Source organism: Streptomyces sp. NRRL B-1140 (genome assembly GCF_001280065.1).
Classification (GTDB): Bacteria; Actinomycetota; Actinomycetes; order Streptomycetales; family Streptomycetaceae; genus Streptomyces.
Window position 1 is genome coordinate 73927 of the sequence record NZ_LGEA01000097.1, and the last position, 24305, is coordinate 98231.

Below are 24305 nucleotides of genomic sequence, written 5' to 3' on the forward strand. Positions count from 1 at the left end.
CCGTTGTAGGGTGCATTTCCGTGGGAGATTCGTGGGTCAATGTGGCGGAGCGCATCGGCTCCGACCTGCATCTGGAGCTGACCGGGCCGGGCGGCCGCCGGGCGGCGCTGATCCGGGCCCTGCGCGAGGCCGTCCGCAGCGGGCGGCTCGCCCCGGGCATGCGGCTGCCGCCGTACCGCTCGCTCGCGGCGGACCTCGGTGTCGCCCGCAACACGGTGGCGGACGCCTACGCGGAACTCGTCGCGGAGGGCTGGCTCACCGCCCGGCAGGGCTCGGGCACCCGGGTCGCGGAACGGGCCCAGCCGCTGCGGCCCGCCGCCCGTGTGCCGAAGAAGGCGCCTGCACGCGAGCGTGGTCCGCGGCACGACCTGCGGCAGGGCACGCCGGACGCCTCGGCCTTCCCGCGCACCGCCTGGCTGACCTCCTACCGGCGGGCCCTCCAGCAGGCGCCCCACGAGGTGTTCGGGCCGGGCGACCCCGCGGGGCGGCGGGAACTGCGGGAGGCACTCACGGAGTACCTGGCACGCGCCCGGGGCGTGCGGACCGCGCCGGACCGGATCGTGGTCTGCTCCGGTTTCGCGCACGCGCTACGGCTGCTGTTCGGCGGCGGCGTCCTGCGCGGGCCCCTGGCGGTGGAGGCGTACGGACTCGGGTTCCACCGGGAGGTCCTGGCCGCGGCCGGTGTGCGGACCGTGCCCCTCCCCCTCGACCAAGACGGCGCACAGGTCGGCCGGTTGGGGCGCGAACGAGCCGTACTGCTCACGCCGGCGCACCAGTTCCCGACCGGCGGCCCGCTGCACCCCGCGCGCCGGGCCGCCGTGACCGACTGGGCACGCGCGCGAGGCGGGCTGGTCCTGGAGGACGACTACGACGGGGAGTTCCGCTACGACCGCAAGCCGGTCGGCGCGGTCCAGGGGCTCGGCCCCGAGCAGGTGATCTACATCGGCTCGGTGAGCAAGAGCCTGTCGCCGGCGGTGCGGCTGGGCTGGATGGTACTCCCGGAGCGGTACGTCGGCGCCGTGCTGGAGGCCAAGGGCGAGCGGGAGGCGTGGGCGAGCGTCCTCGACCAGCTGAGCCTGGCGGACTTCCTCACCTCGGGGGCGTACGACCGGCACGTGCGGCGGATGCGGCAGCGCTACCGCGGCCGCCGGGACCGGCTCGTCGCCGCGCTCGCCGAGTACGCGCCGCACATCGAGGCCACCGGCATCGCGGCCGGCCTGCACGCGGTGCTGCGGCTGCCGCCCGGCACCGAGGCGTCCGCGGTCAAGGCCGCCGCCTGGCAGGGCATCGCCCTCGACGGCCTCGCCGCCTTCCGGCACCCGGAGACCCGCATGGCCGAAGGGGACGGGCTCGTCGTGGGGTACGCGACCCCCTCCGAGCACGCCTACGGGCCGGCCCTGGAGGCGCTGTGCGGTGTGCTGCCGCCGCCGTGACCGCTGCCGCCGCCGTGACCGGCCCCTGGGCGGAAGTCCGGAAGCCCCGGGATACCTAGGACTTGCGTCCGACCGCCCCGTAGCCGGGGATCACCCCGTCGTCCTGCCCGGGCACGGGCTCGCCCAGCTCGGGGTGCCAGTGGTGGGGCACCTCGACGCCGGGCTCGACGAGGTCGAGGCCGTCGAAGAAGCGGGCGAACTCCTGGCGGGAGCGCAGGGCCAGGGTGACGCCGGCGGCGCGCAGCTTGTCGGTGGCCGCCTTCGACTCCTTCGGGGTGAAGTCGGCGGTCGCGTGGGTCATCACCAGGTAGCTGCCGGAGGGCAGTTCGGCGAGCAGGCGGTTCACCAGGTCGTGGGCGCCGTCCTCGTCGGAGACGAAGTGCAGCAGCGCGACCAGCGACAGCGCGACGGGCCGGGTGAAGTCCAGGACCTTCCTCGCGCCCTCCAAAATGGCGTCCGGGTCGCGCACGTCGGCCTGGAGGTACTCGGTCACGCCCTCGTCCGTGCCGCGCAGCAGGGCCGCGGCATGGGCCAGGACGATGGGGTCGTTGTCGCAGTAGACGACCCGGGCGCCGGGCGCCGTCTCCTGGGCGACCTGGTGGAGGTTGGGCTCGGTCGGGATGCCGGTGCCGATGTCGAGGAACTGCCGTACGCCGTTGCGGGCCAGCCAGCGTGTGGCGCGGTGCATGAAGGCGCGGTTGACCCGGGCCATCACCGGCACTCTGGGGTCGAGGGTGAGCATCTGCCGGCCCATCTCCTCGTCGACCGGGTAGTTGTCCTTGCCGCCGAGGTACCAGTCGTACATCCGCGCGGGATGGGGTCTGGTCGTGTCGATCTGGACGGCCGAGGTGGGGTCCTGCCCGGTCATGAGGCACTCCGTAAGGCGCAAGGGACGGTCGATTCAGCACCAGCGTAGGAAGGTTGAGGACAGAAAATGGCACGTACGCATCAGGAGAGCAGGAAGTCCGCCTCCCCCGACTTCGCCCCCTCGATGAAGGCCGTCATCTCGTCGGTGGTGTAGATCAGCGCCGGCCCGTCCGGGTCGGTGGACTGACGGAGGGCGATCCGGCCGTCGGCGAGCTTCATCGCCTCCAGGCAGTTGCCTCCGTTGCCGCCGCTCCACGGCTTGTGCCAGCCTTCGCTGCCCAAGTCGCGCGCGGGCATACCGTTGTAGACGTGTTTGCGCGGCTTGATGCGATCCATTCACAGCTCCTTGCGGAGATCCCGGAGGATCTCCTTCGTGCGATGTGCCGTAGCGGCCTGCGCCGCCATGCGGTCCATGACCTCGAGGTGGGTCGCCACCTCGGTGCGCGCGTCGAGGTAGACGGCGCCGGTCAGGTACTCGCTGTAGACCATGTCCGGCAGTTCGGGCATGGCGAATCGGAACAGCACGAACGGCCCGTACGTGCCCGGGTGCGGGCCATTGGCGAACGGGGCGATCTGCAGCGTCACGTTGGGCAGCTTCGTGGCGTCGAGCAGTTTGTCGATCTGGGCCCGCATCACTTCCGGGCCGCCGGCCGGGCGCCGCAGCGCGGTTTCGTCCATCACGACCCACAGCCGCGGAGCGTCCTCGCGGGTGAGCAGGTCTTGGCGCTGCATGCGCAGGGCGACATGGCGCTCGATGTCATCGGGCCGGGTCTGGCCGATGGCGCCCGACCGGAGCACCCCGCGCGCGTAGTCCTCGGTCTGCAGCAGTCCGGGGACGAAATGGGGCTCGTAACTGCGGATGACGCTGGCCGCGCCCTCCAGGCTCACGTACATCGAGAACCAGCCGGGCAGGATGTCGTGGAAACGCTGCCACCAACCGGGCCTGTTGGCCTCCTCGGCCAGCAGAACGAAGGCCTCGGCCTCCTCCTCGGGGATCCCGTAGGCCTTGAGGAGCAGTTGCAGGTACGGGATTTTGAGCGCGACCTCGGCCATTTCCATGCGGCGGACCGTTGCGGGGGCGACGCGGAGGATGCGCGCGGCCTCCTCGCGCTTCATTCCGGCGCGTTCCCTCAGGTCCAACAGGCGTCGGCCGAGAACGACCTGACCGACCGTCGGCGCGGACCGCGGTTCACTCACGCTCCACCTCCAGGAAGAGTTCTGACGAGCCGGTCACACCAAACGCTGACAGCCCGGCGGCGCCATTCGAGGACCCTTCCGAAGAACTGATTCGAACAAAGGTTTCGAACGCATCTTCGATGATCTCAACTGGCGCCGCGCGGGGTGCTGTTGCGAGCAGTGTGCCACGGCCTTTCAGACCGTCACACAGCACTCTGCAATTTTCAGAGTGACACTTGCCAAGTGTTCACGGCGCGGCGATAGTGGCAAGCGTGATTCCGTCCGCGCCCTTAGGAACAGACGCCGCCGCAGGCCCTCCCGGGCTTCGCGCCGCCACGGAAGAGGTCCCCCTCGGGGCCGCTGCCGAGCGCCGGTTCCGTTTCGAGCTGGCCGCACACCCGGGTTCTCCGGCGCAGGCCAGACGCCTGACCCGAGCCCGGCTGACGGGCTGGTCGGTGTGCGAGGACACGTGCGACAGCGCGGCCCTGGTGGTTTCCGAACTGGTCACCAACGCCATCGTGCACACGGCGAGCACCCACATAGTGTGCGAGCTGCACGACGGTGACGACCTGGTGCGGATAGCCGTGCGCGACGAGGGCTGCGCCCCTGGCCAGCCCCGCGCCGCCGGCCGGACACGGCCCGAGGAGGAGCACGGGAGGGGGCTGCTCCTCGTCGACGCCCTCTGTCATTCCTGGGGCGCCCACGAGAACGGCCCCGGGCTGCTGGTCTGGGCCGAGCTGCCACGCACGGCGGACCCGTCGGGCGATCCGGCCGAGCCCTGTGACGACCTGGGCTGGGGCGCCCGCCCCAAGCGCGGACCCTCCGACGACCAGGACGACGGAGAGGGAACCCACCAGGAGGCCCGCCACCCGCGCGGAGTCCCGGAGGTCCCCCCGCAGAAGAACCGCCGAGAGACGGGGCGCGCATGAGCCCCGCACGGGGAGACCGCGTGCTGAACCTGGACACGCTGCTGCGCGTGCGCCGCGAGCTGCGGGCACCGGGTCCGGCCCTGCGGCTGCCCGTGCCCGAAGGCATGACGGCCCCGCTGGGCTGTGACGCGGTCGCCGTCCCCGCCGCCCTCGGCCCGCTGGTCATGCCGCGGCTGCCCCGCGTGGGCTGCGTCTACGCCGACGAGAGGCACTGGTGGTGGCTGGTGCCGTCCGACTCCGACCACGCCCTGGAGTGGCCCAAACCGGCGCGGTACGTCACCGGCGCGGCCGTCCCGGACCTGCCGGAGATTCCGGACCTGATCCACCGCCCGGACGGCACCCTCCCGTACACCCCGCCGATACCCCTCTATTTGGCGCTGTGCCGCACGACGGGCACGGCACCCTCCTGGTCCCGTCCGGTCAGCGCGTAGACGCCCCCGCCGGATCACCCCGCAGACGACCTCCCCGGTCCCCGCACGACCGGCCTTGTCACCCGACCCGATACGGACGGCACGGCCGGCCCGCGCACCGCCGACGCCCCTCCCTTCCGGCGCCCCCTTCATGCCGGCGCATGCCCCCCTCCCCTCACCACTCCACACCCCCGCGCCGCCCCGCACCTCCCGCGGCCGGGTCGTGCGCCCGCGCGCATCCGGCGCCCCGGGCTACGCCCTGCCCCAGGCGGAGTCCGCCCGGCGATAGTGGCCGTTCATGCAGGAGCGGGCCCGAGCGGAGGAGGTCGGTCAACCGTGGCGAAGAAGCGGACCGCGCCGGAGGTGTCCGAGTCGGAGCGGCTGCTCTTCGGCGGGCCGCTGCGCTACGACATGGGCTGGAACAGCCACGCCGAGGCGTTCCTGGAGCTGAACTTCCGCGCCATGATCACCCGGCTGCCGTCCCTGCTCGCGGCCAGCCTCCGGCTCGCCCGGCAGGCCGACCGGGGCGCCGCGCGCATCGTGCTGGCCGCCGAGGCGGGCCGGGGTGTGGCGCAGGCGGTGAGCCTGCTCGCGGTGAACAGCGCGCTGGGCCGGCTGATGGGCGGCGGCGGAATCGACGACCGGTTGCGCGGAGCCGTCCCCGCCCTGGTCACGGTGGCCGTCGTGATGTTCCTCGCGGCCCTGCTGCGCGCCGCGAGCACCTACGCCACCGGCAGGCTGGAGCCCAAGGTCGAACGTGTGGCGACGGAGCAGTACCTGGAGCGGGCCGCGGCCGTGGAGCTGGCCGCGATCGAGGACCACGCCTTCCACAAGCTGCTGGACACCGCGCAGTACGGCGCCGCCTCCGCGCGCCGGATGATCTCCTACGGGACGCGCGTGATCAACGCGATGATCTCGCTCGTCGCAGCGGCGGGCGTGCTGACCGTGCTGCACCCGGCCCTGCTGCCGCTGCTGGTCACCATGACCCTGCCGAGCGCCTGGAGCGCGCTGACCGTCGCCCGGCGCCGCTACGAGTCCTTCCACGCCTGGGTGCAGCACGCCCGCGCGGGCCGGCTGCTCGGCAGCCTGCTGATCGAACCCGAGGCGGCCCCCGAGATCCGGGTGCACGGGGTGGGCTCCTTCCTGCTGCGGCACTTCCGCGCGATGTCGGAGACGGCCGAGGCCGAGCAGGCCCGCCTGGCGAGGCTCGCCGCGCGCACCGGCCTGATCGCGGCGGCGTGGACGGGCCTGGCGACCGTGGCCACGTATGCGACGCTGGGCGGGCTGCTGCTGGCGGGCGCGATGGCCCTGTCGGTGGCGGGTACGGCCGTGATCGCGATCCGGACCGGCTCGCAGAGCCTCGACACGCTGGTGGTGGAGGTCAACGCGCTGCACGAGGAGGCGCTCTTCGTCGGCGATCTGCACCGGCTGTACACCGAGGCGGACCAGTGGGCGATCCCGGCGGGCGGCACACGGCTGCCGGAGGACCCGCGCGAGATCCGCTTCGAGAACGTCACCTTCCGCTACCCGGGCGAGTCCGCCCGCCCCGCCCTCGACGACGTGACGCTCAGCCTGCCGCTGGGCCGGATCGTGGCCCTGGTCGGCGAGAACGGCTCGGGCAAGACCACCTTGGTCAAGCTGCTCGCCGGGCTCTACACCCCGGAGCGGGGGCGCATCCTGTGGGACGGCGTCGACGCGTCGACCGCGGACCGGCACCTGCTGGCCGAGCGGATCGCGATGGTGGCGCAGGACTTCAAGCGGTGGCCGTTCACGGCCCGGGTGAACGTCGCCCTGGGGCGTACGTCGGTGCCCGTGTGCGAGGACCGGCTGGCCGCGTCGATCGCCGAGGCCGGGGCGGAAACGGTGGTCGCGGACCTGCCGCGCGGGCTGGACACGCTGCTCGCCCGCAACTTCAGCGGCGGGCACGAGCTGTCGGGCGGCCAGTGGCAGCGGCTGGGCATCGCCCGGGCGGCCTATCGCCGGGGCCGCATCCTGATCGTGGACGAGCCGACGGCGGCCCTGGACGCCCGCGCCGAGCTGGAGGTCTTCGAGCGGATCCGCGCCCTGGCCGACAGCGGCCAGACGGTCGTACTGATCACGCACCGGCTGGCGTCCGTGCGGCACGCGGATCTGGTGCACGTCCTGGACCAGGGCCGGCTCGTGGAGTCGGGGACGCCGGACGAGCTGCTGGCGACCGGCGGGCTCTACGCCGAGCTGTACGCGCTCCAGGCGGAGCAGTTCGCCTCGTCACCCGCGCCGGTCGGGAAGGTGCCGGCGCCGAAGGCGGGCTGACGGCAACGCGTCAGGCCGTGGCGTCGGCCGCGTCCCCGCTGCGCACGATCACCAGGAACATGTCCGTGGCGAGGTCCATGACGACCTCGGCAGGCAGGCCCTCGCTGCGCCGCGCCTGCGCGAATTCCTCCGCAGGCCAGGAGCCGCGCGGCCCACCGGCGGGAAAGCGCTCGAGCACCGTTCGCCCGTTCACCCTGCACCTCCATGTAGCGCTGTACTCGTAGAGTTAAACGCCAACGATGGGGTGAACGGCTCGGGAAGTGACGGTTCTGAGACGTACTTGACACGCGTTCACCGCTAAGTGTGACCAACTTCTCAGCCTCTTGGCGCATGTGTTCACTTTCCGCACCAGTCGTCGCACTCGTCGTGACGACACTCGTTTCTCACTTCCCGCAGACGCCCCAAAGCCCTCAGTGGGCCCCTTCGCCGCCTGGGAGGGGGCATCGATGCTCTTGATCGTCGTGCGTGAGGACGGCGGATGCGCTGATGATGAGCTCGGCGGGACCCGTCCGCGGCGGAAGGCGAGGCGTCACCACGCCGACGTGCGGCGGCGCAGCAGGGCGGCATGAGCCGAACCGCACATCCCGTCACCACTGCGTCGTGGGGCGGGCCGGGCGAGGGCCCTGGCCTCACCACCCCGACTGTCGGCTTCTGAAAGGAGCCCGGCATGCTCCTCGGCACCTGGAACCTGGAGAATCTCTACGAGCCCGGCGGGCCGTACGGCCCACAGGACGAGGCGGGGTACGAGGCGAAGCTCGCCGCGCTCGCCGCCGTGATCACGGAACTCGATCCGGTCCTGCTCGGCGTGCAGGAGGTCGGGGACCCGCAAGCCCTGAAGGACCTGGCCGGGATGCTCGACGACGACTGGCATGTCGCCGTGTCCGAGCACGCGGACAGCCGGGGCACACGGGTCGGCTTTCTCAGCCGTACCGCGATGACGGTGGTGGCCGACACGCGGGCGTTCCCGGGGGAGGTCCGCCCCGTGCAGGCGGACGACTCCGGACTGACGGCAGGGGAGGCAGGGCGGGGCGTCCTGGCGGTCGAGGTCGAGGGCGGGAACGGGCCGCTGTGGGTGGCGGTCTGCCATCTGAAGTCCAAGCTGCTGTCTTACCCGGACGGTCGTTTCCAGCCCCGCGACGAGGGTGAACGTGCCCGCTACGGCGCCTACGCCCTCTACCGGCGGGCCGCCGAGGCGACGGCCCTGCGCGCCCTCGCCGACCAACTGCTGGCCGGGGACGGGCAGGAGCGGGACGTGGCGGTGCTGGGCGATTTGAACGACGAGGTGCAGGCGGCGACCACACAGATCCTGCTCGGCCCGCCCGGCTCCGAGCTCGGCACACCGGGCTTCGACCGGCCCGACCGGGGCGACGCGACACGCCTGTGGGACGTGGCCCCGCTCATCCCGCCGGGTCAGCGCTGGTCCCGGGTCAACTCCGGGCGGCGCGAGCTGATCGACCACGTTCTGCTGAGCCACCGTCTGGTGCGCCGGGTGACGGCGGCGGGCACGGGTCTGCCGGGCGAGGGCCCGCCCGGCCTGCCGTCGGTCGGCCCGGACCCGGTGGAGCGGCGGGGCGAGCCCGGATCGGACCACGCTCCGGTGTGGGTGCGGGTCGGCGGCTGAGCACCTTGACGTCACGGCGATTAGCCGGTGACGTGCCGGGCGTGCCGGCCGGCGAGGGGTGTCCGCGGTGGCCGCAGGCCCAGGCCTTCCGCTCGTCCGGCGAGTTCGGTGAGGACGGCCGTGAGGCGCTCTTGGTGCAGGGGCCCGATCCGGCCCGTGTCGTCGAGGTGCACGGCGCAGGCGGTCGTGGTGTCGACGAGGCGTTCGAGGAGGTCGGCCACCTCGTCCGCGCCTTCGGTGTGCCGGGCGAGGGAGGGCAGTTCGTGGGCCGCGCGCGAGATGGCCGCACGGGCCTCGGCCAGGGTGCGGTAGGCCTCGCGGCGCAGGGTCCAGCGGGTGGCCCGGTTTTCGGAGGGGGTGCCGGGAGTCCCGATGCGCGGGGCGTCGGCTTCGTCGAGCACGTGCGTGAGGTAGGCGTACACGGCCTCGTTCGCCGCCACGAGCCGGGCGCGCACTCCCCCGCCGCGCTGGCCGGGCATCGGCAGGTGCCCCACGATCAGCACGATCGCGCAGGCCAGCAGCGTCTCGCCGATCCGGCCGGCGGAGGCCTGGGGCTCGCCGCCGACCATGACGAGCGCGAGGACCAGGACGGTGACGACGGCGGTCTGGGCGGCGAAGTGCCGGGTGGCCACGGGTATCAGCGCTCCGCTGAGGGCGACGAGCGCGATGAGCCCTTCGGGGTGCGGCAGGACGGCGGCGAGCCCGGCGAAGAGCAATGCCCCGAGGACGGTCCCGGCGGCCCGGTTCAGCACGCGCGAGGCCAGCGGGCCGAGGTCGGGCTTGACCAGGAAGACGACCGTGGCAGGCAGCCAGTACCAGTGCTCGTGCTGCCCGTACCACTGGCCTCGGTGCAGTGCCTGGGCGACCGCCGAGCCGGCGCCGAAGCAGAGCGCGACGCGCAGCCCGTACTCGCGTCCGGCACTGCCGAAGACGGTGCGCAGCCGGTCCCGGGCGCTGCGGGACCGGGTGTGCAGATCGCCGCCCCGGCCCTGGTCGAACGCCTCGGCGGCGTGCAGCAGGGCGTCGTCGAGGGCGCGCAGGGCGGGCGCCGAGCGGGAGGGCGCGGGCAGCGGCCCGGTGTGGGTGTTGCCGCGCACGGCGGCGGCGAGACGCCGGGGGCCTTCGGAGGCCCGCTCGGCGACGGCCTCCCCGGCCCAGGCGAGGGCGGTGGCGGCCTCGGCGAGGGGCAGCGCCGCGGCGTACTGCGCGTGCAGCCGCCGTTCGGCGGAGGAAGAGGCATACCTGCGCAGCCGGGGCCCGGCGAGGGCGTCCTGTGCGTGGTCGAGGGCGGCGGTGAGCGCGGCGCGGCGGCGGATGGCGTCCGGACCGCCGACGGCGTCGAGCAGTTCGGCGACGGCCTCGTACACACCGGCCACGGCCTGCCGCTCCCCGTCGAAACGGAAGTCACCGGCGAGGGAGCCGGGCGTGGGCAGGGCGAGCCGCAGCACGAGCAGCCACCCCGCGCCGACGAGGAAGGCGAGCGCCCGCAGCCATCCGGGCTCGGGCAGGGGCATTCCGGCACCGATCGCCGAGCCGACCAGCAGTTGCGTTCCGGCGGCGGACGCGACGGGCCCGACGGCGCTCATCCCTCCGGCGACGAGCCCGATCACCGTGAGCACGACGGTGAGGAGGACCGCCCCGGTCTCCTGCCCGGTGTAGGTCCCGGCCACGAGGCCCGTCGCACCGGCCAGGGCGGGCACTCCGATCCGCTTGACCGACAGGCGTCGGCTCCCGGGCCGGTCGTTGATCCCGGCGAGCATGGCGGCGATGGCGGCGACGACTCCGAGGGAGGTGAGACCGGTCCGCACGGCCACGAGCAGAAGGGGCCCGGCGGACAGGGCTCCCCGGGTCACCGCGTTCCAGGGCACCGGTCCCCGCTGGGCACGCAGGGCGTGCGCGAGCCAGGGCGGAAGCTGTGGGGCGATGCGGCGGGGCACGGAGCTCCTGTCGTCTCGGCGAGGGCAGGGGGGAGCCTTCGGGCGACGGCGGCCGGGGCGGGGTGTGGCTGTCCACGGTAGGCGGGGTTCCTGGAGGGCAGGTTTCCGGAACGTGTCGGACGGCCCGGAACCGGTGTTCTTTATGTACGCAATCAAGAGGTACGCCAACGAAGACGGGCCACGGCAACCTTTTCGTGCCCGGTGACCACCGGTGGGTCGAGAGCGCGTGTTCTCCCGAACCACGCAAGGACCCGAAGGACTCATCCGTGGCATCCCCCTCCCACCGCCGTCCCGTCCGCACGCGGCGCACGGCCCTCGTCTTCGCGGTCAGCGCGGCAGCCGTGGGCCTCCTCGTCTCCCTCGTGATCGCCCTGCGCCCCGGCGGCGAACCGGACACGGTGCGCACCGCGTCCCAGGCCACCGCCGGCGCCCGGCCGGCCGCTCCGCCGACGCCCCACAGGGCCACACCGGCCGCGAAGCCCCCCAAAGCACGCAAGGCATCCAAAACCCCCAAGGCTCCGAAGCCCGCCGCGAACACCCCCTCGGCGCGGCCCTCGCCCACCGCCACCCGGCCCGCCGCACCCCGTCCGGTGTCCGGCACGGCGCCCCTGGCGGGGAGGATCAAGCCGGGCACCACCTACGACGGCGTAGCCACCCACTACGACGCCAAGGACGGCGACGGGGCCTGCCTCTACGGCCCGAGTCCCGACCTCATGGTCGCGGCGATGAACCACACGGACTACGAGACGTCCCAGGCGTGCGGGGCGTACATCCTGGTCCGCGCGGCGAACGGCGCCTCCGTCACCGTCCGGATCACCAACGAGTGCCCCCTGCCCTGCGCTCCCGGGCAGATCGACCTCAGCAAGGAGGCGTTCGCGAAGCTCGCCGGGCTCTCCGCGGGCCGGATACCGATCACCTGGAGCCTGCAGAGCCCCGCCACCTCCCAGACGCTCTCGATCCGCTACAAGACCGGCTCCAGCCCCCACTGGTGCGGCATCCAGGTACTGGGCCACCGCAATCCGCTGGCCCGGCTGGAGGTCAGGACCGGCAGCGGCTGGACGCGGCTGACCCGTACCGACTACAACTACTTCCTCTCCCCCGGCGGCACCGGCTGCGGCGGCTCGCTCAGGCTCACCGACATCTACGGCGAGCAGCTCACCGTCGACGGCATCGCCATCCGCCCGGACGCCGTGCAGCCGACCCGCGTGCAGTTCACCCGGCGGTGACGGCTGCCACGGCCCGGGCGAGGAGGGTCTCCGTGGCGGTGACCGCCCGGGTGAGCACGGCCGGATCGTCCGTCAGGCCTCCGAGAACCGCGTCCACCTGACCCAACCCGGCCCGCGCGACCAGCCCCTTCTCGTTGGTGACCCACTCCCCGCGCGCGGCCAGCACCGCGTGCGCGGCCTGGGTCGTGGCGAGGGCGATCGCGCCCGCGACCTGGGTGACGGCGCTCTTCGGGGCGTGGCCCGCCTTGGCGTAGGCGAGGGCGGCAGCGGCCATGCCGTGCCAGTGCGCGGGGGCGCTCTCGCGCAGGGCCCGCGGATAGGCGGCCGGGCGGGTCAGTTCACCGCGCAGCACCCGGTTGACCGCGAGTTCGGCGACGAGCAGGTACGTCGGGATGCCCGCCAGGTGAAACATGAGGGGCTCGACGCGGAAGCGGCCCGCCTCCGCTTCCGCCGTCTCGCGTTCGACCACGTCCAGGTCGCGGTAGTGGACGTCCACGGAACGGCCCTCGATCGTCAGCCAGGCACCCGAGTTGAAGACGCCGCCGCCCCAGGCACCGAGCTCGAAGACCTCACCCTCCCAGCCGGCCGCGCGGAGGTCGCCGGGGTCGAAGGCGCCCCGGTAATAGACCGCCAGGTCCCAGTCGCTGTCGTGCCGTTCGGTGCCCTGGGCCCGGGAGCCGCCGAGGGTGACGGCCTCGACGGCGGGCAGGGCGGCGAGGCGGTCGGCGGTTGCGGTGAGGAAGGCGTGGTCCGTGAGGGCGGGCACGGCGGCTCCTGGGCAGAGGGGACCTGGACGGAACGGGCCCTGGGCCAACGGGACTCGGACGGCCGCGGCCGGGAACCTGGGGAGCGTAGAGGGAAGGCCCGGCCGCCGGGTACCGAAATACGGGTGCGCGCACGCGCCCCTCCCCGCATGATCGGTGGGTCGTGCCGCCGCCCGCAGATCGGAGCCCTCACGTGATCCGCCGCGTCACCGTCCCGAGCCTCTTCCCGCCGCCCGCCTACTCCCACGCGTCCGTCGTGGAGGCCGGAACACGGCTGGCGTTCCTCGCGGGATCCGTACCGCTGGGCCCGGACGGCACGCTCGTGGGACCCGGCGATCCCGTGCGGCAGGCCGGACAGGTCATCGACAACCTGCGCGAGCAACTGGCCGCCGTCGGCAGCGACCTGGAGCACGTGGTGGCGACCGACGTGTACGTGGTGAGCGACGAGCCGGCCGTGCTGTCCGCCGTCTGGAGTGTGGTCGAGGCGTCCGGCCTCAGTACGGGTCCCCACTCGTCGACGCTGATCGGCGTGGCGTGTCTCGGGTACACGGGCCAGCTGGTGGAGATCACGGCGACAGCCGTCGTACCCGAGTAGGCCGACAGCCGTCGTGACGCGGTGCTCGTCGGCCCGGCATGAGTCACCGCCCCGGGGGCCTCCCCCACACCCTCCCTTTGGGCAGTGGTCCGGCGTAGCTCCCCGCCCGGCTCGTCGTCAAGCCCAGTGCCACGAGCGACTCCGCCAGTCTGACCGCCGCTGCGACCCCGTCGACGACGGGCAGGCCGAGCTTCCGGCCGACGGCCCGCTGCAGCCCCGTCATGCCGGCGCAGCCCAGGACGAGCACCTCCGCCCCGGCCGCGCAGGCCCGTTCGGCGGCGGCCAGGAACGCCGTCTCGGTCCGCTCCGCGTCACCGAGGTCGAGCACGTTCAGGCCCGTACCGACGATCGCCGCGCAGTTGCGCGCCACACCGGCCGTCTCCAGGCTGTCCTCGATCTGGCCGCGCGAGCGCTCCAGAGTGGTCACGACGCCGTAGCGGCGGCCCAGAAGGCAGGCGAGGTGCGCCGCGGCCTCGGTGATGTCGACGACGGGCACGTCGACCAGTTCCCGCGCGCCCTCCCTCCCGTGCTCTCCGAATCCGGCCATGACCACGGCGTCGTACGGCGGCCCGTCGTAGGCGCGCAGTGTGTCCAGTACGGCGGCGGCGGACAGAAAGCTGTCGAGCCAGCCCTCCGCGGACTCCGGCCCCCAGGCCGGGGTCAGTCCGGTCACGGTGGTGCCCGGGCCTGCGGCGGCCCGGGCACCTCGTACGATCTCCTCGGTCATCTCCTGCGTGGTGTTGCAGTTGGTGACGACGATCCGCACGTCTCTCAGACCTCCGCGGTCGCGCGCTCGGGACGGCACAGGGCCGCGTACAGCCCGGCGGCGAGCGCCGTGCCGATGAACCAGGAGTACGGAGCCACGTCGCTGAAGGTCTTCACCAGCGCGAGCACCGCGGCGACACCGGCGGCCGGCAGGAACGCCCACAGCGCCTTGGGGTTGAAGCCCTTGCGGTAGTGGTAGCGGGCGCCGGGAGAGGCGTCGAACAGCTCGTCGACGTTCACCCGGCCGCGCTTGACCCAGTAGTAGTCGACCATGATCACGCCGAACAGCGGTCCGAGGAAGGCGCCGAGACCGCCGAGGAAGTAGTTCACGACGGTCGGGTTGGAGAAGAGGTTCCAGGGGGTGACGAGCAGCGCGGCGACGGTGCTGATCATGCCGCCGACCTTGAAAGTGATCTTCTGCGGCCACACGTTGGCCAGGTCGTACGCCGGCGAGACGAAGTTGGCGACGATGTTGACGCCCATGGTGGCGACGGCGAAGGTCAGCGCGCCCACGACCAGCACCCAGGTGTTGCCGATCTCGGCGACGAGGTAGGCGGGGTCGGTGATCTCCTTGCCGAAGACCTCGAAGGCGCCCGCGGTGACGATGACCGACACGATCACGAAGGCCGTGGAGTTGACGGGCAGGCCCCAGAAGTTGCCGCGCTTGACGGACCGGTAGTCGGGCGCGAAGCGGGAGAAGTCGCAGAAGTTGAGCATCAGGGTGCCGTAGGTGGCGAGGACCAGGCCGATCGCACCGAACCACTGGCGCCACTGCTCGCCGACGGAGACCGGGTGCGGGGTCGAGGTCAGCGAGATCGTCCAGTCCGCCTTGGCGAGGATCCACACGGCCAGCGCGATCATCACGAGCCAGATCGCGGGGCCGCAGAAGTCCTGGAACTTGCGGACCGATTCCATGCCCCGGCTGATGATCGCCGCCTGGACCAGCCACAGGGCGATGAAGGAGACCCAGCCGAGCGCGTCCAGGCCGAGGAAGGAGTTGTGCGTCCACGACTCCAGGCCGGGCCAGGCCGCCAGCAGCATCACGTTGACGGCGACCGAGGCGAGGTAGGTCTGGATGCCGTACCACATGATGGCGATCACGGCCCTGATCAGCGCCGGGATGTTGGCGCCCCAGATGCCGAAGGCGATCCGGCTGACGACCGGGAAGGGCACGCCGTGGCGCTGGCCGATCTTCCCCATCCAGTTCATGCCGATGTAGATGATCACGAACCCGACGAGCAGGGACGTGAAGATCTGCCAGACGTTCATGCCCAGGAAGAGCAGCCCGGCGGCGAAGGTGTAGTTGCCGAGGTTGTGGACGTCGGACATCCACATGGCGAAGAGGTCGAAGACCTTCCAGTTGCGTTTCCCGGCGGGCGCGAGGTCTTCGTTGGTGAGCCGGGGATCGGGGACGGACACGGGGGTGCCGGTGGTCACGGCACGATCGGCGAGGGACACGGGGCCTCCAGAGCAAGGGGACGGCGGAGGACTGCGCTGCGGGGGGGCTGCGGCGTGTTTGGTATACCAAACTGCGGTCATGGTCTCGCCGTCAACCGTTCCGACGGATATCGCTCCTGTTAACGCTCCGTAAAAGACCCCTCGCGTCGGCGAGGATGGCTGCATGACGAAGATCGAACCCCTGGGAGCGGTGCGCGAACGCGTCACGTCCGAGCTGCGGCAGCAGATCATCGCGGGCAGCCTGCTTCCCGGCGACCGCCTGGTCGAGCGCGAGCTGGCGGAGCGCTTCGGCGTCTCGCGCGTGCCGGTCCGCGAGGCGATCCGGGCCCTGGTGGCCGAGGGCTTCGTCCACTTCGAGACGCCCCGCCGCACGGTGGTCCGCCGTCTCACCCCGACCGACGTGAAGGAACTGTTCGAACTGCGAGAAGCCCTGGAGGTCTACGCCGCCGGACTGGCCGCCTCCCGCGCGACACCGCGGGACCTGGCCGAGGTCCGGGAGCTGATCGACCGCGCCGCCGCCGCCACCGAGGCCGGTGACGCCGAGACGATCACCGACGTGAACAGCCGGCTGCACGACCGCATCGTGGCCATGGCCGGCAACAGCCTGCTGACCGAGGCCCTGGAGCCGGTCGCCGGGCGGCTGCGCTGGATGACCCGGCGCAACGAGGAGTGGCCCCAGCTCCTCGTGGAACACCGCGAGCTGTACGAGGCCATCGCCTCGGGCGACCCGGACCGGGCCCGCGCGCACGCGCTGACGCACGTGCGGACCAATTACCGCTCCACCGTCCGCCACCTGTTCGGCGAGGAGGCGGCTCCCTACCCGCCCGGGGAAGCGGCCGCTCCCTGAACGCCACGGGTCGGCAGCCCCGCCGCCCGCCCGGCCGTCCGCAGGACGTCGCGCAACATGGCGGGGGTGAGCCGGCCGGTGAAGGTGTTGCGCTGGCTGACGTGGAAGCAGCCGAAGAGTTCCAGCCCGTCGAGGCGGAACCGGGCTCCGTGGGAGAAGGCGGGGCGTGGCCGGGGCAGGGGCCAGCCGGCCTCGGCGAACGCGGGCAGCGCGGCCTGCCAGCCGAAACCGCCGAGCACCACCACGGCCCGCAGCGTCGGGCGCAGCAGCCGCAGTTCCTGCACGAGCCAGGGACGGCAGGTGTCGCGCTCCTCGGGGGTGGGTTTGTTGGCCGGCGGGGCGCAGTGCACGGGCGAGGTGACGCGCACGCCGTGCAGTTCCAGACCGTCGTGGGCGTGCACGGCGGTCGGCTGGGAGGCGAGACCCACGTCGTACAGCGCCTCGTAGAGCACGTCCCCGGATCGGTCTCCGGTGAACATCCGGCCGGTGCGGTTGCCGCCGTGCGCTGCGGGGGCGAGTCCGACGATCAGCAGCCGGGCGTCCGCCGGCCCGAAACCGGGCACCGGCCGACCCCAGTAGGTCCAGTCCGCGAAGGCGGCCCGCTTGACCCGGGCCACCTCCTCGCGCCAGGAGACCAGCCGCGGGCAGGCCCTGCAGTCAGCGATGCGCCGGTCGAGGAGGGGAAGGCCGCTGGCGTCCATCACTCCACGGTAGGGGCGGCGGGGGCCACCTCCCTCATCGGGGGCGGAGCGCTCAGGACATGCCGGCAGGCGTGCCCGGGGCGACGGCCGCGCCCGGCGCGGGCTGTGCGCCGACGCGGCGCAGCCAGAGCAGCGCCCCGGCCAGCAGCAGCGCTCCGGTCAGCAACCACGGCAGCGGGCCCGGCCGCAACGCCCCGACGACGAGGCCGGCGAGCGCGCCGGCCAGCTGCAGGGCGAGCGACTGGACGGACAGGGCGGTGGCGCGGCCCGCACCCGCGACGCGGCGGTGCAGGAGATCGTTCTGGTTCGGGGACGCGGCACCGAGGCCGAGGTAGAGCAGGCAGAAGCCGACGACCGCCAAGGCCGTGGCCACCGGGCATACCGAGGTCGCGGTGACGGCGAGCAGCAACAGGCCCGTCGCCCCCGTCCCGAGACAGACCAGCACGGCCCGCTCCCCACTGCCCGCGACCCGGGCGGTGAGCGGCGCGAGGTGGCTGCCGACGCCGTTGCACACGAACCCCACACAAGCGAACGCGGCGTACACCATCGCTCCGGAGCCGGGCGCTCCGGTCAGCTCGACGGTACGGCCCGGTACAAGGAGTTCGATGGTGGCCACGGCACTGCCGACGGCCGCGGCGGTGAGCAGGATCCGGCGTACCAGCGCGTCGCGGCCACCCGTCCGCAGTCCGTCCAGGACGGTGACCGGGACGCCGCGCAGCACCGAGCGCAGGGTGGTCCGCGGCCGCGGCGGCTCCCGCAGGGAGGCCAGCGCGTAACAGACGAGGGCGACCCTGACGGCGGCTCCCAGCAGCATCGGAACGGACAGGGGCAGCACCGCGCCGGACGTCGCCTCGCTCAGCCTGGCCCCGAGGCCGGGCCCCAGCCCGAGGAGCCAGGGCAGGCCACCGCCGAGCAGCATGCCGACCGCGAGCGCGGCGGAGGTCGCGGAGCCGCCCCTTGCCAGGCCCGTGCGCAGATCTGCGCCCGGACCGGAACACTCCTGGACGGTGTCGACGTACCAGGCCTCGGCGGTGCCGCTGGACAGGGCCCGGGCCGCGCCCATGAGCACCATGCCGGCGGCGAGCACCCACGCGGTGGTGCCGAGGCCGACCAGGACGCAGGCGACCCCGTTGAGCGCCCCGGCCACGGCCAGTACCGGGCGGCGCCCGAGCACATCGGAGAGCCCGCCCGTGGGCAGCTCCAGCGCGGCCACGGTGAGCGAGTGGGCGGCGAAGAGCCCCGCGACCGTGGCCAGGGACATGCCGCGCTCGCCGAGCAGCAGGACCATCGAGGCCAGGCCCAGGCCCGACGGCAGCCACAGCAGGGCGCAGACGGTGACGTAGCGCCGACGAGCCGTTCGTGCCTGCGGCAGCTCGGTCATGAGGGACCCTGGCGGTCCGCGTCCGCGGGGTCGTGCGGGGCGAGTGGCAGCCCGGCGGTGAGGAGGACCACGTGTTCGGCACGCGGGTCGTCCGCGTCCCGGGCCGTCAGCTCCTCCAGCTTCCCGGCCAGGGTGTCCCAGAGCTCCGTGAGGGACTGGGCCGTCAGGCGGGGCATGACGTCGCTGACCCCGGACGGCTCCACCCACTCCTGGCCGAGGCGCCCGGCCGCCAGGTCCGCCTCGTGCCGGGCGAGGGACCTCTCCAGATGCTCGATCTGCTGCCGCCGCGAGAGGCTGACGAAGGCGCGGCCCGCGGCGGTGGACTCCATCGTCTCGTTGCTCCAGGACGTGAGGGTGTGCAGCGCCCGCCAGCGCCGCTCCCGCCCGTCGCGGTGCTCGGCCTCGGCGATGAACGCGTACTTCGCCAGCACCCGCAGGTGGTAGCTGGTCGACGCCGACGACTCCCGCGTCCGGGCGGCCAGCTCACTCGCCGTGGCTGGCCCGTCCTGCCGCAACAGCCCGAGCAGCCGGATGCGCAGGGGATGGGTCAGGGCCTTCAACGCGGCGGTGTCGCGCTCGGGATCGAGGAGGCGTTTGCGCTCGTCGCTGTCCATGCCGGGAGAGTAGGGCGCCGGGACATTTGGCAAAAGAGTTTTTGCAAAATTTGTTTGGGGGAAGCGGGCGCCAGGGCCAAATCAACCCGTCGGGGTGGTGCGGAGGACTAAGGTCGAGGACATGGCTTCTGAGGGTGCGCAGCACGACCCGAGGGACGGGACGCAGGATTCGGCGTCCGGGTCCCCCACCCCCGTCGGCACCTCCACGGGAGGCGATGCCCAGCAGCTGGATCCGAAGGTCGCCGCGGCGATCACCACTGCCGAGGCCGCGGGCCCGCAGACGGGTACGGCCGTCCGCGTCGACAGCTGGATCTGGTCCGTACGCCTCGTCAAGAGCCGCTCCATGGGAGCCACCGCCTGCCGGGGCGGCCACGTGCGCGTCAACGGCGAGCGCGTGAAGCCCGCACACGCCGTCCGCGTCGGTGACGAGGTGCGCCTGCGGCACGAAGGCCGCGAACGGGTCGTCATCGTCACGCGGCTGATCCGCAAGCGGGTCGGCGCTCCCGTGGCCACCCAGTGCTACATCGACAACTCCCCGCCCCCTCCGCCACGCGAGGCCGTCGCCCCCGCCGGTGTCCGCGACCGCGGCGCAGGCCGCCCCACCAAGCGGGACCGCCGCGAAATGGACCGCCTCCGCGGCTCGACGGGCCCCGGCAGCGTGTCCGGCCCCGGGCCCGTTCCCGGCGGCGGAGCGTTCGGCAGCGGCTCGGGCCGACGCGCGCCCTGAGCGAGTGTCACGGGCCGGCCGACCCGGGGAGGGACCCCGGGCAGGGGGCCGTGGGCCGGTAAAGACGCGGCCGGTCACGTCCGACGCCGCAGCAGCCGGAGCAGATCCGCGTTGTGACGCCGCCGCGCCCACGCTATGAGGGTGAGCGGAACGATCAGAATCACCGGCGTCGCCGCGTACTGCCCGTCGAAGACGGCTGTCTGCACGATGAACGCGCCCACCATCAACGCGCTCAGCGCCATCGCCGCCACGGACTGCAGCACCGGGATCAACAGTGCGACCGCCCCGGCCAGTTCGAGCGCGCCGATGGTGTACATCCCCGCGCTGCCCCAGCCGAGCCGCTCGAACGACTCGGCAGCCGAGGCGTGCCCGATCAGCTTGGGCAGGGCGCTCGCGATCGCGTAGAAGAGGGCGAGCAGCACCTGCACAGCACGCAGGGCGATGCGCGCACGCCGCCCTCGAGCGGTCGCGGACTCGGCGACGACGACGCCGACAGGGGTGGTGTCGGCCGGGACGGCAGCGGTGGTCTCGGACATGAGGGTCTCCTGGTCACAGTGGTCCGTGGTGGTGTCGGAGAGGTAGACCGGCTCCCGCTTCGGAACTCATCGCTGCCCGGAGCGTGAAGTGAACGGGTGACCGCGGCGCTGTCCGCCCCGTCCTGCCGGTCACGGACGAAGCAGGTGGAGCCTCTCCCTCGGGTAGGGGGTCGTCCGGCTTTCCTCCTGGAGGGTGCGGTAGAAGTCGGTCATCACAGCCGCGACCGGGGCGTTGCGTGTGAGGATCTCGGCTGCCCCTGGCGGCGCTCCGGCCGTTCGCCTCCCCCGGGCCCACGCTCGTATCAGCTCCTCACGGGTTTCCAAATCCCCGCCGTACAGGGCGGTGATCAGCCAGTTCACGAGGTAACTGGCCGTGTAGCAGCGGTCGTAGGCGTCGTGCTCCTCGTAGAAGCCGGCCTCGGCGGGTGTCAGACCGGCGTGCCGGAAACCTCCAGCCGGACCGATCTCCCCCCCCGATGCCGACACCCAACGGCTCGGCTGTGCCGACCAGGTCGCGCAGTTCGGCGTCCCCGAGCAGCGCCAGGGAGGTCGCGACCGTGTCGTACCGGCTCAGGCGCCCGGCCTCCGCTCCCCCGGGCCGGTTTTCACGCACTTCCGGCGGCCTCGGCCGTCGGCACCGCCCGTACCCATGTCCGGTCCTCCGTCAGACATCGGTCGACCGTCAGGCCCGCTTCCTCCAGCGCTTTCTCGAACTGCTTCTCCGTCAGAGGGCGCGCGCGGAAGGTCTGGGTCCAGACCGCGTCCGGGAACTCGTACTCCGCGCGCACCGAACGGACTCCATCGCCGACCGGCTCCGACGAGGTGATCCGCACAGTGAAGCCGCTGGGGTCCTTGCGTTCGCGCGGAACGTTGTCGTGGTAGTCCTCCCCCTCCCGCTGGATCAGCACGCAGCCGCCCTCCGCGACATGGCGCACGCAGGTGCGGAGCAAGCCGCGCCGCACCTCGGCGTCTCCCGCGTGCACGAGGAACGACGCGAGCAGCACCACGTCGAACGTCTCGCCCAGTGCCAGCTCCTCGATCGGGGCGCATATCGTCCGCGCGCCCCGCACCCGCTCCAGCATGGCCGCGGACTCGTCCACGGCGGTGACCGTGAATCCCCGCTCCAGCAGGGCGTGGGTCATGCGCCCCACCCCGCTCCCGAGCTCCAGAATGCGAGCGCCCTCGGGGACCGCGGCCGCGATGACATCCGGTTCCTCCCCGATGGGCAGCCGGGTGTACAGCTCCACCGCGCAGCCGTCCGGGGTGATGGCCCCGGGCCCGGTCCCCGCGTATCCCTCACGCATTGTCGTCTCCATGCCCGCACAACGGACGGCGTCCGCACACCCGTTCCACAAACCTCCACCTTCACCCGACCGGGTGAAAGAGACGGCGAGGGCGTCCACATGCGCCTCGCCGGAGCGTCCACCGGCACCTTTGCCGCCCTTGGTGCACCCTCGCCACGAGGAGTAGGTTGCAAGAAGGAGTGGTGATCGACGATGCGTACCGGCAGTGAGCCGAGGACCGCGCGCAGTGCCCTGCGGGCGCGCTTCTGGCTGAGCCTGTGGGGGCTGGTGTGGGCGCTCTTCGGGACCGTGGCGTTCGCCATCGCCGGGCGGAGCGGGTGGGCGATCGCCTGCGGAGTGCTGCTGCTGATCGTCACGGTCGATCTGGCCGTCGTCCTGCGGCACATCCGCCAGGGCCCGCACTACCAGCCGGGCCCCGACATCCCGCCCTACCAGCCGCCGGACGACCGCGCCTGAGAGCACCCTCCGAGCAGGCCTCTCACGCCCCAGGAGCGGGGCGCACCGGGCAGGCCCCTCACGAGTCGAAGCGCGCCGCCCTCAGGAACTCCGGATTCGGGTCGAGCGCCGCCGCCAGGCGGAAGTGGCGCTTCGCCTGGTCCGGGCGACCCTGGCGCTCATACGTACGAGCGAGCGCGAAGTGCGCGAACGCGTTGTCCGGCTCCCGCTCCAGAACGATCTGGAACTCCAGCTCCGCCGGCCTCAGCTGCGCCGCCGCGAAGAAGGCACGCGCCCGCAGCAGTCGGGCCGCGGTGTTCTCCGGGTGCGTGGCGATGACGCCGTCGAGCAGCTTCACCGCGCCCCTGGGATCCCGCGCTGCGAGCAGTTGCTCGGCGGCACGGAAGTCGATGACATGCGTCTCCGGGGTACGTCCGGTCGGACCGCTGGTCTCGGGCACGGCTGAGTCCTTCCCTCACTGCACGGGTTCAACGCCCCCGCGCGGTGCCGCTATTCCTCAGGTGACGGCCGGGACGCGCGTGACCTGCGCACCAGCTCGGCCCACACGTCCTTCACCCGCTGCTCCAGCCGCTCCAGCGGGACGTCGTTGTCGATCACGATGTCGGCGATCCGGCGGCGCTGCTCGCGCGTCGCCTGGGCGGCCATGCGCGCGCGGGCGTCCTCCTCGGTCATGCCGCGCAGGCGTACGAGCCGGTCGAGCTGGGTCCCGGGGTCCGCATCGACGACGATCACCAGGTCGTACAGCGGGGCCAGGCCGTTCTCCGTGAGGAGCGGGACGTCGTGGAGGACGACCGCGTCCTCGGCGGCGGCCTCCTCGAGCTCGCGGGAGCGGGCGCCCACCAGAGGGTGCACGATCGAGTTCAGCACGGCGAGTTTCTCCGGGTCGCCGAAGACGATGGCACCAAGGCGGGGCCGGTCCAGGCTGCCGTCGGCGGCGAGGATCTCCTCCCCGAAGGCCTCGACGACCGAGGCGAGCCCCGGCGTCCCGGGGGCGACGACCTCACGCGCGATGCGGTCCGCGTCGATCAGCACGGCCCCGCACGCGACGAGCAGCCGGGACACCTCGCTCTTGCCGGCGCCGATCCCGCCGGTCAGGCCCACCTTCAGCATGCCCGCAGCTTAGGCCCTGCCATGGACAAGCCCCTCGCCCGGGCAGGGCGTCGGTCGTCGCCTTCCCGGCCATCCGACGCCCGCCCGTTCAGTCACCGGCCCGGTCAGCGGTCATCCGCCCGTTCAACGGCCGCCGTCCCGTTCAGCCTTCGCCTTCTCGCTCCGCCAGGAACTTCTCGAACTCCTGGCCGATCTCGTCCGCCGAGGGGATGTCCACCGGCTCGGCGAGCATGTTGCCCCGGGTCTCGGCGCCCGCGACGGCGTCGTACTGGTGCTCCAGGCCGTCGATGAGCGCGGTGAGGTCCTCGTCGCCCTCGCGGATCTGCCGGTCGATCTCCGTCTGGGTGCGGTGGGCGTCCGAACGCAGGGAGTGGGCGATACCGGGCAGGACCAGTCCGGTCGCCGCCGTGATGGCCTCCAGGACCGTCAGGGCCGCGTCCGGGTACGGGGAGCGGGCGATGTAGTGCGGGACGTGCGCGGCGACGCCCAGGACGTCGTGCCCGGCCTGGAGCAGGCGGTACTCGATGAGGGACTCGGCGCTGCCGGGCACCTGCGCCTCCTCGAAGGGGCTCGGGTGTCCCGGAACGAGGTCGGTGCGGTTGCCGTGCGGGGTGAGGCCGACGGGCCGGGTGTGCGGGACGCCCATGGGAATGCCGTGGAAGTTCACGGAGAGGCGGACACCGAGCCGCTCCACGATCTGCTTCACGGCGGCGGCGAAGCGCTCCCACTCCACGTCCGGCTCGGGGCCGGACAGCAGCAGGAAGGGCGCACCGGTGGCGTCCTGCACGAGCCTCACCTCGAGAGCGGGGTCCTCGTAATCGCTCCAGCGGTCGCGCTTGAACGTCAGAAGCGGGCGGCGGGCGCGGTAGTCGACGAGCCGGTCGTGATCGAAGCGGGCGACGACCTGATGAGGCAGGGAGCCGAGCACCCGGTCCACGATCTGGTCACCCGTCTCACCCGCGTCGATGTATCCGTCGAAGTGGTAGAGCATGACAAGTCCGGCCGACTCCTGGGCCAGCGCCATGTCGACGACGGCCAGCCCCTTCGGCTCCCAGGCGTACAAATCCTGCGGATCAAGCACAGTGACCGCTCCTCCTCGTGTTCGTACTCGACAACGCCGTCGCGGGCGCGGGCATTCCCGCGGGAGGAGATTCAT

Annotated in this window: 27 protein-coding genes; 10 read left to right on the top strand and 17 right to left on the bottom strand. The window is 72.7% G+C overall.

All coding sequences use genetic code 11. The features are described from left to right. Positions 1-20: 20 nt before the first annotated feature. The gene (locus ADK65_RS18190; protein WP_053671231.1) at positions 21-1433 is read left to right on the top strand and encodes a PLP-dependent aminotransferase family protein; all 1413 of its coding nucleotides are present in this window, start codon (positions 21-23) and stop codon (positions 1431-1433) included. A gap of 55 nt (positions 1434-1488) precedes the next feature. Here ADK65_RS18190 and ADK65_RS18195 read toward each other — a convergent pair whose 3' ends face one another. The 3 genes from ADK65_RS18195 to ADK65_RS18205 form a co-directional block, all read right to left on the bottom strand. Next, entirely contained in the window at positions 1489-2301 is an 813-nt protein-coding gene (locus ADK65_RS18195) for an SAM-dependent methyltransferase (protein ID WP_053671232.1), read from the bottom strand. Positions 2302-2381: 80 nt separating this feature from the next. Further along, entirely contained in the window at positions 2382-2636 is a 255-nt protein-coding gene (locus tag ADK65_RS18200) for a DUF397 domain-containing protein (protein WP_033310663.1), read from the bottom strand. After that, entirely contained in the window at positions 2637-3497 is an 861-nt protein-coding gene (locus ADK65_RS18205) for a helix-turn-helix domain-containing protein (RefSeq protein ID WP_053671233.1), read from the bottom strand. It abuts the gene before it with no gap. 215 nt (positions 3498-3712) lie between these two features. Here ADK65_RS18205 and ADK65_RS18210 point away from each other — a divergent pair, with 215 nt between their 5' ends. From ADK65_RS18210 to ADK65_RS18220, 3 genes are all read left to right on the top strand, one after another. After that, positions 3713-4405 carry an ATP-binding protein gene (locus tag ADK65_RS18210; protein WP_078956032.1) on the top strand — a complete coding sequence of 231 codons (693 nt, stop codon included), beginning with the start codon at positions 3713-3715 and terminating at the stop codon, positions 4403-4405. Continuing rightward, the gene (locus ADK65_RS18215) at positions 4402-4836 is read left to right on the top strand and encodes a hypothetical protein (protein WP_053671236.1); all 435 of its coding nucleotides are present in this window, start codon (positions 4402-4404) and stop codon (positions 4834-4836) included. The genes ADK65_RS18210 and ADK65_RS18215 overlap by 4 nt, the downstream gene beginning before the upstream one ends. Positions 4837-5151: 315 nt before the next feature. Further along, on the top strand, positions 5152-7107 hold the full coding sequence (locus ADK65_RS18220; protein WP_053671238.1) for an ABC transporter ATP-binding protein: 1956 nt from the start codon (positions 5152-5154) through the stop codon (positions 7105-7107). 10 nt (positions 7108-7117) lie between these two features. Here ADK65_RS18220 and ADK65_RS18225 read toward each other — a convergent pair whose 3' ends face one another. Next, positions 7118-7300, bottom strand: coding sequence for a hypothetical protein (locus ADK65_RS18225; protein WP_053671240.1), 183 nt, complete (start codon positions 7298-7300; stop codon positions 7118-7120). Positions 7301-7774: 474 nt separating this feature from the next. Here ADK65_RS18225 and ADK65_RS18230 point away from each other — a divergent pair, with 474 nt between their 5' ends. Next, positions 7775-8728 (top strand): endonuclease/exonuclease/phosphatase family protein, encoded by a 954-nt coding sequence (locus ADK65_RS18230; protein ID WP_053671241.1) that lies wholly within the window; start codon positions 7775-7777, stop codon positions 8726-8728. 20 nt (positions 8729-8748) lie between these two features. On the opposite strand, the gene ADK65_RS18235 is transcribed toward ADK65_RS18230, so the two are convergent. After that, entirely contained in the window at positions 8749-10665 is a 1917-nt protein-coding gene (locus tag ADK65_RS18235) for an FUSC family protein (protein WP_053671244.1), read from the bottom strand. Positions 10666-10931: 266 nt separating this feature from the next. On the opposite strand from ADK65_RS18235, the gene ADK65_RS18240 reads away from it, so the two are divergent. Next, complete coding sequence (locus ADK65_RS18240) at positions 10932-11891, top strand: expansin EXLX1 family cellulose-binding protein (RefSeq protein ID WP_053671246.1); 960 nt, start codon at positions 10932-10934, stop codon at positions 11889-11891. Here the strand turns inward: ADK65_RS18240 and ADK65_RS18245 are convergent. Beyond that, positions 11878-12657 carry a nucleotidyltransferase domain-containing protein gene (locus ADK65_RS18245; protein ID WP_053671248.1) on the bottom strand — a complete coding sequence of 260 codons (780 nt, stop codon included), beginning with the start codon at positions 12655-12657 and terminating at the stop codon, positions 11878-11880. The two genes, ADK65_RS18240 and ADK65_RS18245, sit on opposite strands and share 14 nt — an antisense overlap. Positions 12658-12848: 191 nt before the next feature. On the opposite strand from ADK65_RS18245, the gene ADK65_RS18250 reads away from it, so the two are divergent. Further along, complete coding sequence (locus ADK65_RS18250) at positions 12849-13250, top strand: RidA family protein (RefSeq protein ID WP_053671250.1); 402 nt, start codon at positions 12849-12851, stop codon at positions 13248-13250. A gap of 43 nt (positions 13251-13293) precedes the next feature. Here ADK65_RS18250 and ADK65_RS18255 read toward each other — a convergent pair whose 3' ends face one another. Then, complete coding sequence (locus tag ADK65_RS18255; RefSeq protein WP_053671252.1) at positions 13294-14016, bottom strand: aspartate/glutamate racemase family protein; 723 nt, start codon at positions 14014-14016, stop codon at positions 13294-13296. A gap of 5 nt (positions 14017-14021) precedes the next feature. Further along, a complete protein-coding gene (locus ADK65_RS18260; RefSeq protein ID WP_053671254.1) occupies positions 14022-15473 on the bottom strand; it encodes an NCS1 family nucleobase:cation symporter-1 in 1452 nt (483 codons plus the stop codon). 163 nt (positions 15474-15636) lie between these two features. Here ADK65_RS18260 and ADK65_RS18265 point away from each other — a divergent pair, with 163 nt between their 5' ends. Further along, complete coding sequence (locus ADK65_RS18265; protein WP_053671256.1) at positions 15637-16320, top strand: GntR family transcriptional regulator; 684 nt, start codon at positions 15637-15639, stop codon at positions 16318-16320. Here the strand turns inward: ADK65_RS18265 and ADK65_RS18270 are convergent. The 3 genes from ADK65_RS18270 to ADK65_RS18280 are packed head-to-tail and all read right to left on the bottom strand — an operon-like array spanning position 16290 to position 19016. Then, the gene (locus ADK65_RS18270) at positions 16290-17021 is read right to left on the bottom strand and encodes a uracil-DNA glycosylase (RefSeq protein WP_053671257.1); all 732 of its coding nucleotides are present in this window, start codon (positions 17019-17021) and stop codon (positions 16290-16292) included. The two genes, ADK65_RS18265 and ADK65_RS18270, sit on opposite strands and share 31 nt — an antisense overlap. A 52-nt stretch (positions 17022-17073) precedes the next feature. Beyond that, positions 17074-18402, bottom strand: a complete 1329-nt coding sequence (locus tag ADK65_RS18275; protein ID WP_053671259.1) for an MFS transporter — start codon at positions 18400-18402, stop codon at positions 17074-17076. Beyond that, entirely contained in the window at positions 18399-19016 is a 618-nt protein-coding gene (locus ADK65_RS18280; RefSeq protein WP_053671261.1) for a winged helix-turn-helix domain-containing protein, read from the bottom strand. Before ADK65_RS18280 ends, ADK65_RS18275 begins: the two co-directional genes overlap by 4 nt. A gap of 121 nt (positions 19017-19137) precedes the next feature. On the opposite strand from ADK65_RS18280, the gene ADK65_RS18285 reads away from it, so the two are divergent. Further along, on the top strand, positions 19138-19743 hold the full coding sequence (locus ADK65_RS18285) for an RNA-binding S4 domain-containing protein (protein WP_053671263.1): 606 nt from the start codon (positions 19138-19140) through the stop codon (positions 19741-19743). A 74-nt stretch (positions 19744-19817) separates the two neighbouring features. Here ADK65_RS18285 and ADK65_RS18290 read toward each other — a convergent pair whose 3' ends face one another. The 3 genes from ADK65_RS18290 to ADK65_RS18300 form a co-directional block, all read right to left on the bottom strand. Next, positions 19818-20279, bottom strand: coding sequence for a DoxX family protein (locus tag ADK65_RS18290; RefSeq protein WP_053671265.1), 462 nt, complete (start codon positions 20277-20279; stop codon positions 19818-19820). Between the two features lie 129 nt (positions 20280-20408). After that, the gene (locus tag ADK65_RS18295) at positions 20409-20765 is read right to left on the bottom strand and encodes a hypothetical protein (RefSeq protein ID WP_053671267.1); all 357 of its coding nucleotides are present in this window, start codon (positions 20763-20765) and stop codon (positions 20409-20411) included. A gap of 119 nt (positions 20766-20884) precedes the next feature. After that, the gene (locus ADK65_RS18300; RefSeq protein ID WP_053671269.1) at positions 20885-21583 is read right to left on the bottom strand and encodes a class I SAM-dependent methyltransferase; all 699 of its coding nucleotides are present in this window, start codon (positions 21581-21583) and stop codon (positions 20885-20887) included. Positions 21584-21775: 192 nt separating this feature from the next. Here ADK65_RS18300 and ADK65_RS18305 point away from each other — a divergent pair, with 192 nt between their 5' ends. Further along, positions 21776-22039: a DUF6343 family protein gene (locus ADK65_RS18305; protein ID WP_053671271.1), complete on the top strand. Its 264-nt coding sequence runs from the start codon at positions 21776-21778 to the stop codon at positions 22037-22039. A gap of 58 nt (positions 22040-22097) precedes the next feature. On the opposite strand, the gene ADK65_RS18310 is transcribed toward ADK65_RS18305, so the two are convergent. The 3 genes from ADK65_RS18310 to ADK65_RS18320 form a co-directional block, all read right to left on the bottom strand. After that, positions 22098-22478: a tetratricopeptide repeat protein gene (locus ADK65_RS18310; protein ID WP_053671273.1), complete on the bottom strand. Its 381-nt coding sequence runs from the start codon at positions 22476-22478 to the stop codon at positions 22098-22100. Positions 22479-22528: 50 nt separating this feature from the next. After that, positions 22529-23149 carry a dephospho-CoA kinase gene (gene coaE, locus ADK65_RS18315; protein ID WP_053671275.1) on the bottom strand — a complete coding sequence of 207 codons (621 nt, stop codon included), beginning with the start codon at positions 23147-23149 and terminating at the stop codon, positions 22529-22531. A gap of 142 nt (positions 23150-23291) precedes the next feature. Continuing rightward, positions 23292-24230, bottom strand: a complete 939-nt coding sequence (locus tag ADK65_RS18320; RefSeq protein WP_053671277.1) for a PAC2 family protein — start codon at positions 24228-24230, stop codon at positions 23292-23294. Between the last annotated feature and the right edge of the window lie 75 nt (positions 24231-24305).